The organism is Glaesserella parasuis (assembly GCF_002015085.1).
GTDB classification, from domain to species: domain Bacteria; phylum Pseudomonadota; class Gammaproteobacteria; order Enterobacterales; family Pasteurellaceae; genus Glaesserella; species Glaesserella parasuis.
Window position 1 is genome coordinate 42524 of sequence record NZ_MUXW01000003.1, and the last position, 12187, is coordinate 54710.

The following is a 12187-nucleotide window of genomic DNA, read 5'->3' on the forward strand; positions in this document are numbered from 1 at the left end:
AATGAACCAGTACGCAGTTTGGGGAAATCCGATTGCACAAAGCAAATCCCCAAGAATACATACACTTTTCGGGCAACAAACGGGCAAAGCGATTTCTTACGTAGCGAAATTAGGCGATGAACAACAGTTTGAACAGCAACTCAAACAATTTTTTGCGGAAGGTGCTAAAGGTGCAAATATCACAGCCCCTTTTAAAGAGAGAGCCTTTGCCCTTGCGGATATTTATAGCGAAAGTTGCTTACAAGCCGAAGCTTGTAATACGCTCAAGCGGTTAGATGATGGGCGTTTATATGCGGACAATACCGATGGTGTTGGATTAGTATCCGATCTTGCCCGTTTAGGCTGGCTTAACCCACATCAACGCATACTGATTTTAGGGGCTGGTGGAGCAACCAAAGGCGCGCTTTATCCCTTATTACAAGCTCAACAGCAGATCACCATTTACAATCGAACGGCAGATAAAGCGGCCAGTTTAGCTGAAAAGTTTGCAAAGTTTGGGCAAATTCAATCCGCTTGTTTCGATGAACTTCCCGAACAGTCGTTCGATTTAATTATCAATGCGACATCGCTTGGATTGCAAGGCAAGTGCGTCGAATTGCCAGCACGATTACTTACACAAGCCAACATTTATGATATGCAATATGCTCCAAATATGCAGACCCCATTTCTTGAATACGCCCGTTCACAAGGGGCAACACAATACCAAGATGGTTTAGGAATGTTAGTTGGACAAGCGGCTTATGCGTTTCAGTTGTGGGAAGATGTATTACCAGATGTTGAACCTATATTAAAACAGATAAAACAAGAAATGGAATTTTAAAACGGCAATCGTTAACTTATTATAAAATCAGTCTTTTATAGAGATTATTGTTGTTTTTTCTGACAATTTGCCGAATCTCTAGTCAAACAAGCAGAAAAATTTACTTTTTTCAAAAAAGTATTTGACGAGGTAGAGTGAAATCAGCATAATACGCCCCGCAAAGCCGATATGGTGACGCAAATGGCTACATAGCTCAGCTGGTTAGAGCACAACACTCATAATGTTGGGGTCACAAGTTCGAATCTCGTTGTAGCCACCATTTGCGGGACTGGCGAAATTGGTAGACGCACCAGATTTAGGTTCTGGCGCCGAGAGGTGTGTGGGTTCAAGTCCCTCGTCCCGCACCATTTTAAGCTTGCAAATAAAACGACTGGAGTATCGCCAAGCGGTAAGGCACTGGGTTTTGATCCCAGCATTCCTAGGTTCGAATCCTAGTACTCCAGCCATCTTATTTCAAATCGAATGAACTAACGCAAGTTAGTTTTTTTCTTTTGGGGTATCGCCAAGCGGTAAGGCACTGGGTTTTGATCCCAGCATTCCTAGGTTCGAATCCTAGTACCCCAGCCATCTTCTTATTTCTCTAGATAAAATAATTCTCTAATTTTTTAAATTCTCTCTATTCTTTGCTTTTTATCTTTACTGAAATTCTTTAGAATTAATGCCCTAATTTACAAGGGGAACATTATGCTTAATCCAAAAAATTTAGAATCTCTCGCACAGCAACTTCACAATGCATTACCACAAGGTTTAAAAAATGTGGGCAATGATTTAGAAGAAAAATTTAAACAAATCTTACAAGCCCAACTCGCTAAACTTGATGTAGTTACTCGTGAAGAGTTTGAAGTTCAATCTCAAGTTTTACTTCGCACCCGTGAAAAATTGAATGAATTAGAAAAACGCTTAGATGAACTAAGCTCAACACAATCAACTGAATCACAAAATTAAATTTTAGAGGATAATTCAATGCAAAACATCAATCCAACCCAAACTTTCGCTTGGAATGCCCTTGAACAGCACAAAGCTGAGAATTTGACGATTCCACAGCTATTCAATGAAGATCCAAAACGTTTTGATAAATATTCATTACGTTTTGAAGATCAAATTCTCGTTGATTTTTCTAAAAATGCGATCAACCAACACACCCTTTCCCTATTGCGTAAATTGGCCGATGAATGCCAAGTTAAATCAGCCACTTACGCAATGTTTAATGGTGAAAAAATTAACCGTACAGAAAATCGAGCAGTACTTCATACCGCTTTACGCAATCGCTCAAATACCCCTGTTGAAGTAGATGGCAAAGATGTGATGCCAGAAGTAAATGCGGTTTTAGCGAAGATGAAAGGCTTCTGTGAGCGTGTGATTTCAGGCGACTGGAAAGGCTACACAGGCAAGGCGATTACTGATGTGGTAAACATTGGGATTGGCGGTTCAGACTTAGGTCCATATATGGTCACTGAAGCATTACGTCCATACAAAAATCACTTAACAATGCACTTTGTTTCTAATGTCGATGGCACGCATATTGCTGAGACCTTAGCGAAAATCAATCCAGAAACAACCCTTTTCCTTGTGGCATCAAAAACCTTTACTACTCAAGAAACAATGACGAATACTCTTTCAGCACGTCAATGGTTATTGGATACTGCAAAAGACGAATCTGCTGTGGCGAAACATTTCGTAGCTCTTTCAACGAATGCCAAAGAGGTCGCTAAATTTGGTATTGATACAGAAAATATGTTTGAATTTTGGGATTGGGTTGATGGACGCTACTCACTCTGGTCTGCGATTGGGTTATCTATTGCTCTTTCTATCGGTTTTGAACACTTTGAGCAACTACTTGATGGTGCTCACGCAATGGATAAACATTTCCTTAATGCTCCAACAGAGCAAAATATCCCATTAACACTCGCCCTTATCGGTATTTGGAACAATAACTTCTTAGGTGCAGAATCAGAGGCGATTTTACCTTATGATCAATATCTGCACCGTTTTGCGGCTTACTTCCAACAAGGCAATATGGAATCTAACGGTAAATATGTTGGGCGAGATGGAAAAGTTGTCAATTACCAAACAGGGCCTATCATTTGGGGTGAACCAGGTACAAATGGACAGCACGCCTTCTATCAATTAATTCACCAAGGTACAAAATTGATCCCTTGTGATTTTATTGCACCTGCACAAACCCATAATCCGATTGGCGATCATCACCCTAAATTGCTTTCAAACTTCTTCGCACAAACTGAAGCACTTGCTTTTGGTAAGTCAAAAGAAGTAGTGGAACAAGAGTTCTCACAAGCGGGTAAATCTTTAGAAGAAGTTGCAGAAATTGTGCCATTTAAAGTATTTACAGGCAACAAACCAACGAACTCAATTCTAGTCCAAAAAATCACCCCATTCACCTTAGGGGCGTTGATTGCAATGTATGAACATAAAATCTTCGTTCAAGGCGTGATTTTTAATATTTATAGTTTTGACCAATGGGGCGTTGAGTTAGGTAAACAACTTGCTAACCGTATCTTGCCAGAGCTAGAAAATAACGAAACCATTACTAGCCACGATAGTTCAACGAATGGTTTGATTAATCAGTTCAAATTATGGAAACAATAATGGCAAAATCTGACCGCTTGCTCCACCAAGATCAGATAGTCCCCGAAAATTTTAGTAGAATAGCAGAGAGGTAAGTATGAGCTTTGTAGTCGGACAACGTTGGATTAGTGAGTCGGAAAATAACTTAGGATTAGGCATTGTCACCGCAGTGGATAACCGCACTGTGACCCTTTCATTTCCTGCATCGGACGAACAACGTGTGTACGCTGTTGCCGTTGCCCCTTTAACCCGTGTGCAATTCCAAAAAGGCGATCGTGTTACCAGTGTTGATGGCTGGCAGTTAGATATTGAAGATGTCGTTGAAAATCAAGAGGTTGCGCTCTATTTAGGTAAACGTGTCGATACTCAAGAAGAGAGCGTTCTGCCTGAGATGCAACTCGATCATAAAGTGAGTTTTAGTAAACCGCAGGATCGTTTATTTTCCGCCCAAATTGATCGCAGTGATCGTTTCGCCCTGCGTTATCGTGCTTTGAAACATCAACAAGCCCAGTTTCAATCTGAACTGCGTGGAATGCGTGGTATTCGTGCAAGCCTAATTCCCCATCAATTACATATTGCTAAAGAAGTTGGGCAACGCCTTTCCCCTCGTGTGTTGCTGGCTGATGAAGTGGGTTTGGGGAAAACCATTGAAGCTGGTATGATTTTGCAACAACAGCTTTTCTCTGGACGAGTGGATCGTGTGTTGGTGCTTGTGCCGGAAAGTTTACAGCATCAATGGCTGGTTGAAATGCTTCGTCGTTTTAGCCTGAATTTTTCTCTGTTTGATGAGGAACGTTGTGCCGATTTCACTAAGAAAGATGAAGATAATAATGACATCAGTGAAAATCCGTTTGAAACGGAAGCCTTAGTGATTGCCTCTATCGATTGGTTGTCGGCAAATCCACAACGTGCAAAACAAGTGCTTGATGCCGATTGGGATATGTTGATTGTTGATGAAGCTCACCATTTGGAATGGGACGAGCAAAATCCAAGTATGGCATATCAGTTTGTTGCACAACTCTCCAAGCAGATTTCAGCAGTCTTGTTGCTCACGGCGACCCCTGAGCAATTAGGGCAAGAGAGCCATTTCGCTCGTTTAGCCCTGTTAGATCCCGACCGTTTCTACGATTATCACGCCTTTGTGGAAGAACAGAAGCAGTATCAGCCTGTCGCCGATGCAGTCGCTACCTTGCTTAACGATAAGCCGTTAAGTGCCAAAGAGCAGGAAAGTATCAGCGAATTGCTGGCGGAAGAAGATGTTGAGCCGATGTTCCGTATTATTAATTCGGATGCTAGCGAAGAACAGCGTCGGGAAGTCCGCCAAGAGTTAATTAGTGAGTTAATTGACCGACACGGAACAAGCCGTGTGCTATTCCGCAATACTCGTCAAGGCGTAAAAGGCTTCCCACATCGTATTTACAATGAAATTGTGTTGGAAATGCCTACGCAATATGCAAATGCCTTGAAGGTAATGGGTATGATGTGGGGAAATAAGATGGAAGATCTGCTCTACCCTGAACGCCTATTCCAACGTATGAACCCAAATGCGAAGTGGCACGAGTTTGATCCACGCATTGAGTGGTTAATTACGTTCTTGAAAAATCATCGTGATGAAAAAATTCTAGTAATTTGTAAACAAGCAGACACCGCCATTCAGCTAGAACAAGTGTTGCGTGAAAAAGAAGCCATTCGCTCTGCGGTGTTCCACGAAAAAATGTCGATTGTGGAACGAGATAAAGCGTCGGCTTACTTTGCTCAACAAGAAGATGGCGCGCAGGTTCTGATTAGTTCAAGTATCGGTTCAGAAGGTCGAAACTTCCAGTTTGCACGCCGTTTAGTACTGTTTAATTTGCCTGATAATCCAGACTTACTTGAGCAGGGTATCGGGCGTTTAGACCGTATTGGGCAAAAACACGATATTGAAATCTATGTGCCTTGTTTCAATCACTCCACCCAGTTGATCTTGGCGGAATGGTATCATCGTGGCTTAAATGCCTTTGAAGAAACTTGTCCGATGGGGGCGACATTATTTAGAGAATTTCATGCGGAACTCACCGCTTACCTACTCAACCCAGAACGTAGCGAAGCCTTTGAAGCCTTTGTGGAACAAACCCATAAACGCCAACAACAGCTTAAAGTGGAATTAGAAAAAGGGCGAGATCGTCTGTTAGAACTCAACTCGAACGGCGGTGAAACTGCTCAACAATTAGCTCAAGCTATTGCTGAACAAGACGACAATCCGCAGTTGGTCAATTTTGCCTTAAATCTATTTGATGTGATTGGTCTAGAGCAGGAAGATTTAGGCGAGAAAAGCATTGTGATTAGCCCGACAGGACATATGCTTGTGCCTGATTTCCCAGGGTTGTCTGAAGAAGGCAACACAGTGACTTTTGATCGTGAACTTGCCCTAATGCGAGAAGATGTGTTGTTCTTAACGTGGGATCACCCTATGATCCGCAACGGTATCGATCTTATTACGTCCGCCGATATTGGTAAGAGTGCTGTTTCATTACTCGTCAATAAAAACTTGCCGGCAGGCACATTACTGCTTGAAGCGATCTATATCGTAGAAGCCCAAGCACCAAAAGATTTACAGCTCACCCGTTTCCTACCGCCAACGCCTGTGCGTATCTTGCTGGATAACAAAGGCAACGATATGGCATCGCAGGTGTCGTTTGCAGGGTTGGAAAAACAGCTCAAGCCGGTCAATAAACAGATGGCAAATAAAATTGCGAAGATGGCTCGTGGTGATATTGAGAAGCTGATCGCATTCAGTAATGAAAAAGTTGTGCCACAGGCACAATCCTTAATTGAACAAGCAAAACAGAATGCGGATCACACTTTAGGTACAGAATTACACCGCTTGACATCACTACAAGCAGTGAATAAAAACATTCGTGCTGATGAAATTCAAGCCCTAGAGCAGTTGCGAGAAGCATCACTGAAACATCTAGACCAAGCAAATTGGCGATTGGATAGCTTGAGGGTGATTGTGAGCAGTTAACTTAAAAGGCATAGTAGACAAAAGTGTTGCTAACATTTAGAGAAAATAAACACTAGCAACTGTTTTGTCCTCTTGGCATAGTTTTTGACGAATCAGCAACTATTTTGTCTATTACACCTTCTTTTTTAGATAAAGGTTAGAAACTCATTGATAAATATAAGATTTTTCTTTCTTCAGCTGACCTCAGGACTACCTTTTTTATAACTCTTTTATTAGCATGAAGGTCATATGGCTGTATTCTTTTTTTATCCAATGAGTAATATTTGTTATATATTCTTGTTAGCATCTTTATCGCCAATAAAATTCACAATATCCCCAGCTGATCCACCACTGCGAATAATATCTCGCATTTTTCGCATAAATGAAGCAGTTTTGCGGAAAAAGAGTTGGTAGGATTGGCAAAGGTAGTTATGTTTATTTGCTTCATTTGGTAGGCTAATCATTCGATGTTTCGGGCAACCGCCGTGACAAAACGGTCGCACATCACAAGCCCAACAGGGCTGAGTGAGTGCGGTTCTTTTTTGTTGTCCAAAGTTGCGTTGTGGTTGGGAATGCACAATCTCGCCCAAAGGCTGTTCATTTAAATTACCCACCTTATACGCTGGATAGACAAAATGGTCGCAGGAATAGACATCACCATTCGCTTCCACAATCAGCGACTCGCCACAGGTTTCTTGATGAACACAACTGCTTGACGGGTAGCCAAGCCATTGCCCAAGCAGATTGTCAAATTCCAACACATAAATTTTGCCGACATCCTGTTGCACCCACTCTTTAAACACTTCAAGCAAAAAATGCCCATAACCTTGCGGTGGCACAGAAAAAGCGGTCGGTTTTACTTCCTTTTTTGCAAAAGGTGCTGTGCCACAGCCTGTTTCGACAATCGGGATAAATTGCATAAAGGTTGAACCCAACTCTTTTAAAGCAAGGTAGGTTTCTCTGCCTTTATGCCAATTTTGATCGTTAATCACCGTCAATGTATTAAACTCCACACCGTAGTCTTTCAATAAATCTACCGCTCGTTTGACCCGTTCAAAGGTCGGCTGACCATTGACTGATATGCGATATTTGTTATGTACTTCGCTCAAGCCATCAATCGAAATACCAATCAAAAATTGATGTGTTTTGAAAAATTCTGCCCATTGGCGATTTAGGGCGATGCCATTGGTTTGAAAAGCATTGGTGATCGTTTTGCCGTTTGCAAATTCTTGCTGAAATCTGACCGCTTGTTTAAAAAAATCCAAACCTAATAACGTTGGCTCACCCCCTTGCCACGCAAATTCAACCCGTTGTCCTGCACTTGATTGAATGTAATTACGCACATAATTTCGCAAGGTGTCTTCATTCATAAAACGCACATCTTGCTCAATGGTATATTCTTTTTCAAGATAAAAGCAGTATTCACATTTGATGTTACATTGAAAGCTACTCGGTTTTGCCATCAAATGAAAATGGGCTTTGGGGGCGTTTTCAAACATAGTGACCTACTTCTGTTTATGCCAATCTTGTAATAAACCGTTGCGTTTCAACTCTTTAGTAATACGGATCGCTGTTTCGGTTTCACACCCTGCATATTCGGCAATTTCACGGTGCGTCCAGTTATAGTAAGGGAAGTTTTCCGTGAGAAAATAAATGCTGTCGATAACACGATCAAGGGTGCGTAAATAGGCACTTTTTGCCAAGCGTTGTTCCGCTTCTCGCAGTTCATTTGCAAGGGATTGCAACAAAAATTTGCTCATCTTCGGATTTTCTACGAAGAAAGTATCAATGTCTTTTGGTTTAATCCGAATGATCTCCGCTTCAACCAAAACTTTGGCATTGCAATGGTAGCCGTCATCGCCAAACAATGTTCGATAACCGAAATAATCCCCTTTTTGATATAGACGAACAAGACTCTCTTTGCCGTTATCTAAGGTGTGATAAAGCCCAATAAGTCCATTATTGACATAATAAAACTCTTTAGCGGTTTCGCCTTGTTTATATACGGTCATTCCTTTAGTGAAGGAATGAAGATGGGTGAGTTGGCACCGTTTTAAATCGGTTGGATGTAGCAAATTCATAAGCATTTTATTTCCTGACATACCAGAATTTTTATTAATTCATTTAATTATTCTACCCAATATTCAGATTGGAAAAATTTTACATTTTATCAATTATAAATAATAGTACAGAGTTAAACGCAATATAGGGGCAATGTCCAGTAATTCTACTTCAAAATTAAAGTTCCATATAGAAGGTATTGGAATAGTAGCGCCATGTTCTCCGTAACTCAGCTCATTTATACTTTTCTTGATACAACCACTCTGCTACCTGCTTCGCAAAATAGGTCAAAATCCCATCTGCCCCCGCACGTTTAAAACAAAGCAGTGACTCCATAATACACTCTTTTTCTTTGAGCCAACCATTTTGAATCGCGGCCATATGCATCGCATATTCCCCTGATACTTGGTAGGCAAAAGTTGGCACACCAAAAGTCTCTTTTACACGGTAAACTAAATCCAAATAAGGCATACCTGGCTTGACCATCACCATATCTGCCCCTTCTTGAATATCAAGAGCGACTTCGTGCAACCCTTCATTTCCATTTGCAGGATCAAGCTGATAGGTTTTCTTGTTACCACCTTTTAAGTTACCCGCAGAGCCGACTGCATCACGGAAAGGTCCATAATAGTTTGACGCATATTTCGCAGAATACGCCATAATTTGAGTATTGATAAAACCGTGAGCCTCAAGTGCTTGGCGGATTGCACCAATACGGCCGTCCATCATATCACTTGGTGCGACAATATCTGCGCCTGCTTGTGCGTGAGAAAGCGCTTGCTTCACTAGGATTTCGGTCGTAATGTCGTTTACCACATAACCATCTTCATCAATAATGCCGTCTTGTCCGTGAGTCGTAAATGGGTCAAGCGCCACATCTGTAATCACGCCCAATTTTTCTCCAAAGGCTTGTTTTAACGCTCTTACTGCACGTTGTGCCAAACTGTCAGGATTATAAGCTTCTTCTGCCATCAGTGATTTTTTTGCATCACCAACCACAGGGAAAAGCGCGATAGCGGGCACACCATATTTGACTAATAATTCCGCTTCAATCAGTAATTGATCTAAAGTTAAACGTTCAACACCTGGCATTGAAGGCACTCTTACACGTTGATTTTCCCCTTCAATGATAAATACAGGGTAAATTAAATCACTCGTAGTTAAGCTATTTTCAGCAACTAGACGGCGACTAAAATCGTGTTTGCGTAAGCGGCGAGGGCGGTGAGCTGGAAATGAAGTTGAAAGATATTGGGTCATATAAAATCCTATTTGTAAAAAACGATAGCTTGTATATAGGCAAGGCTATAATAGTGGGCTATTGTAGCAATTTTTTATATAGAGCACAGCTGTCCCATTCTGACTCTACTTTTCGCCCTTGCTTTTTAACAGCAAAACTCGTTAAAATAACACTAGTTATTTTTACAGTATATATTCCTATGAATCTCGACCCAATTTGGCTTTATGCAACGATAGCATTACTCTTATTGATCTCACTTTGGCTCTTTTTTAGCTATTCCCGTTCACAACGAGATAGTCAAGAACGACAACAGGATCTTGAACAATTGCAACAGCAGTTTTCAACGCTCTCGCAAAAATATGAGCAAATTTCCCTTGAAAAAAATCAAGTAGAACAATTTGCCGTTCAGCAACAGACAAAAGCAGAATCAACCCTTGAGCGTTTAAATGAACGAGATTTAGCGATTCAAAAACTTCAGCAACAGCTTGAGCAGGCAGAATTACAGGAAGACCAACTAGAGCGTTATATTAATGAATTAAAAGAGCGGATCGGTTCGGCTCAGACTAAAGCGGAAAGTTTGGAAGAACAGTTACAACAAACTCAGTTACAGCTACAACATCAGCAAGCAGAAAGCGGTCAGTTACAGGCTAAATTTTCCCAATCACAGCAAGAATTAACGGAATTACGCACGACACTTTCGGAAAAACAGGCAAATTTTGAAGCTCAACAGAAGAATTTCCTAGAAGTCCGCCAGCAGTTAAATGTTGAATTTCAACATCTTGCTCAACAAATTCTGGAAGAAAAGAGTAAATCCTTTTCTGAGAGTAATCAGTCAGCACTCGATTTACTGCTCAAGCCTTTTAAAGAGCAGATCGAAAGTTTCCAAAAACGTGTCAATGAGGTGCATAGTGAAGCAATAAAAGGCAATGCGGATTTAGGGGCTGAGATCAAACGCGTGCTTGAGATTGGGCTGTCAATGTCACAGGAAGCACAAAATCTCACTACGGCATTAAAAGGCAATAATAAAATTGCAGGAAACTGGGGAGAAATTCAGTTAGAAAGTGCGTTACAAACAGCAGGGCTTTTGGCTAGGGAACATTATGTTGCCCAAGAGAGCTACCGAGATGAAGAGGGAAAACGCTTTGCTCCTGATTTTGTGGTGAAGTTGCCTGACGATAAGCATTTGATTTTAGACAGTAAAGTTTCCTTGATTGCCTACGATCAAGCGGTACGATCCGAAGATAATTTTGCAATTCAACAAGCACTTGATGAACACTGCCGTTCACTTCGTACTCACATTGATGGATTGTCTAAGAAAAATTATAGCCAGTTGATTGGGATAAAAAGTCCTGATTTCGTGTTGATGTTTGTACCGATTGAACCTGCTTATATTGAAGCAATGAAGCACGATCCACAGCTCTTTAATTATGGCTATGAACGTAATGTCATTTTGGTTTCTCACACAACATTAATGCCGATTTTACGCACAGTCGCAAATTTATGGCGAATTGAGCGAGGTAATGCAGAGGCACGAGAGATCAGTGAAAAAGCAGGGGATATTTATAACCAGGTTTGCGTCATTGCAGAGCGTCTTGCTAAATTGGGTAACACCTTGAATACAGCGAGCAATCAATATAACCAAAGTGTAACAGCACTGGTCGGTAAACAGGGATTACTAGGGAAAGTCGAGCGGTTCCAACAGCTTTCCGCTAAGGCACATCAGACAACGCCACAAGTTGAATTACTTGAAACCGATTGGGATACGACTCGTTTACATTTACTGGTTGAAAAACCGATAACACAGGATAATGTTTAATGTTGCTTATTATTGATAATCACGACTCTTTTACTTTTAACCTTGTTGATTTATTACGCAAAATCGGGGTTGAAATGCAGGTGGTGTCGGTGGAAGAGTTAGATTTAGACGACGTGGAACGTTTTAGTCATATTATGATTTCACCAGGTCCTGATGTACCAAGAGCATATCCACAACTATTTGCAATGCTAGAACGTTATCACCAACATAAGTCAATTTTAGGGGTTTGTCTTGGACACCAAACCTTATGCGAATTTTTTGGCGGTGAACTCTACAATCTTAATCAAGTTCGCCACGGACAGCAACACCCATTAATTCAGCAACAAGCCAACCCATTGTTTAAAAATTTACCGAAGCAATTCAATATCGGCTTATACCATTCTTGGGCGATTTCGCAAAAATCATTAGAAAATACACCGCTTGTTGCTACTGCAACTTGCGATCAAGGCGTATTAATGGCAGTTAAACATAGCTCTCTTGCGATCTATGGCGTGCAATTTCACCCTGAGTCTTTTATTACGGAATACGGGGAACAGATGTTGAGAAATTGGCTGGGGCATTAATCATACAAAAAAATTTACATTTTCTATCCTTTTGATTTTCTTCCTTTTCTTTTGAGCTTATCAAAGTGATTTCACTCACTTTGATTTTTATCAATTCCCTTTACATTAAAATGCATAAACT

General features: G+C 41.0%; 9 protein-coding genes and 4 tRNA genes. 10 read left to right on the top strand and 3 right to left on the bottom strand.

The genetic code is table 11. The annotated features are described in order from the left end of the window. Position 1: 1 nt before the first annotated feature. From aroE to rapA, 8 genes are all read left to right on the top strand, one after another. A complete protein-coding gene (gene aroE, locus B0183_RS01675) occupies positions 2 to 820 on the top strand; it encodes a shikimate dehydrogenase (RefSeq protein ID WP_005713094.1) in 819 nt (272 codons plus the stop codon). 182 nt (positions 821 to 1002) lie between these two features. Further along, a tRNA-Met gene (locus B0183_RS01680) sits at positions 1003 to 1079 on the top strand. A gap of 3 nt (positions 1080 to 1082) precedes the next feature. Then, positions 1083 to 1167, top strand: a tRNA-Leu gene (locus B0183_RS01685). Between the two features lie 24 nt (positions 1168 to 1191). Continuing rightward, positions 1192 to 1266 (top strand) — tRNA-Gln (locus B0183_RS01690). A gap of 46 nt (positions 1267 to 1312) precedes the next feature. Beyond that, a tRNA-Gln gene (locus B0183_RS01695) sits at positions 1313 to 1387 on the top strand. A gap of 117 nt (positions 1388 to 1504) precedes the next feature. Next, positions 1505 to 1765, top strand: a complete 261-nt coding sequence (gene ubiK / locus B0183_RS01700; RefSeq protein ID WP_005713096.1) for a ubiquinone biosynthesis accessory factor UbiK — start codon at positions 1505 to 1507, stop codon at positions 1763 to 1765. An 18-nt stretch (positions 1766 to 1783) separates the two neighbouring features. Beyond that, positions 1784 to 3427 carry a glucose-6-phosphate isomerase gene (pgi, locus tag B0183_RS01705; protein ID WP_078208234.1) on the top strand — a complete coding sequence of 548 codons (1644 nt, stop codon included), beginning with the start codon at positions 1784 to 1786 and terminating at the stop codon, positions 3425 to 3427. Between the two features lie 76 nt (positions 3428 to 3503). After that, positions 3504 to 6410, top strand: a complete 2907-nt coding sequence (gene rapA, locus B0183_RS01710) for an RNA polymerase-associated protein RapA (RefSeq protein WP_078208235.1) — start codon at positions 3504 to 3506, stop codon at positions 6408 to 6410. A gap of 266 nt (positions 6411 to 6676) precedes the next feature. Here rapA and B0183_RS01715 read toward each other — a convergent pair whose 3' ends face one another. From B0183_RS01715 to hemB, 3 genes are all read right to left on the bottom strand, one after another. Next, positions 6677 to 7888: an anaerobic sulfatase maturase gene (locus B0183_RS01715; RefSeq protein ID WP_021112760.1), complete on the bottom strand. Its 1212-nt coding sequence runs from the start codon at positions 7886 to 7888 to the stop codon at positions 6677 to 6679. A gap of 6 nt (positions 7889 to 7894) precedes the next feature. Beyond that, positions 7895 to 8476 carry a Crp/Fnr family transcriptional regulator gene (locus B0183_RS01720; RefSeq protein ID WP_038515068.1) on the bottom strand — a complete coding sequence of 194 codons (582 nt, stop codon included), beginning with the start codon at positions 8474 to 8476 and terminating at the stop codon, positions 7895 to 7897. A 208-nt stretch (positions 8477 to 8684) separates the two neighbouring features. Further along, positions 8685 to 9707 carry a porphobilinogen synthase gene (gene hemB, locus B0183_RS01725; protein ID WP_078208236.1) on the bottom strand — a complete coding sequence of 341 codons (1023 nt, stop codon included), beginning with the start codon at positions 9705 to 9707 and terminating at the stop codon, positions 8685 to 8687. Positions 9708 to 9886: 179 nt separating this feature from the next. Between hemB and B0183_RS01730 the strand changes: the two genes are divergently transcribed. Further along, positions 9887 to 11503, top strand: coding sequence for a DNA recombination protein RmuC (locus B0183_RS01730; protein WP_042905434.1), 1617 nt, complete (start codon positions 9887 to 9889; stop codon positions 11501 to 11503). Continuing rightward, complete coding sequence (locus B0183_RS01735; protein ID WP_035495974.1) at positions 11503 to 12066, top strand: anthranilate synthase component II; 564 nt, start codon at positions 11503 to 11505, stop codon at positions 12064 to 12066. The genes B0183_RS01730 and B0183_RS01735 overlap by 1 nt, the downstream gene beginning before the upstream one ends. Positions 12067 to 12187 lie beyond the last annotated feature (121 nt).

What these genes read in the sequence shown, in the direction of transcription:
- aroE (WP_005713094.1), top strand. Translation starts at nt 2, where the DNA reads ATGAACCAGTACGCAGTTTGGGGAAATCCGATTGCACAAAGCAAATCC.
- ubiK (WP_005713096.1), top strand. Translation starts at nt 1,505, where the DNA reads ATGCTTAATCCAAAAAATTTAGAATCTCTCGCACAGCAACTTCACAAT.
- pgi (WP_078208234.1), top strand. Translation starts at nt 1,784, where the DNA reads ATGCAAAACATCAATCCAACCCAAACTTTCGCTTGGAATGCCCTTGAA.
- rapA (WP_078208235.1), top strand. Translation starts at nt 3,504, where the DNA reads ATGAGCTTTGTAGTCGGACAACGTTGGATTAGTGAGTCGGAAAATAAC.
- B0183_RS01715 (WP_021112760.1), bottom strand. Translation starts at nt 7,888, where the DNA reads ATGTTTGAAAACGCCCCCAAAGCCCATTTTCATTTGATGGCAAAACCG.
- B0183_RS01720 (WP_038515068.1), bottom strand. Translation starts at nt 8,476, where the DNA reads ATGCTTATGAATTTGCTACATCCAACCGATTTAAAACGGTGCCAACTC.
- hemB (WP_078208236.1), bottom strand. Translation starts at nt 9,707, where the DNA reads ATGACCCAATATCTTTCAACTTCATTTCCAGCTCACCGCCCTCGCCGC.
- B0183_RS01730 (WP_042905434.1), top strand. Translation starts at nt 9,887, where the DNA reads ATGAATCTCGACCCAATTTGGCTTTATGCAACGATAGCATTACTCTTA.
- B0183_RS01735 (WP_035495974.1), top strand. Translation starts at nt 11,503, where the DNA reads ATGTTGCTTATTATTGATAATCACGACTCTTTTACTTTTAACCTTGTT.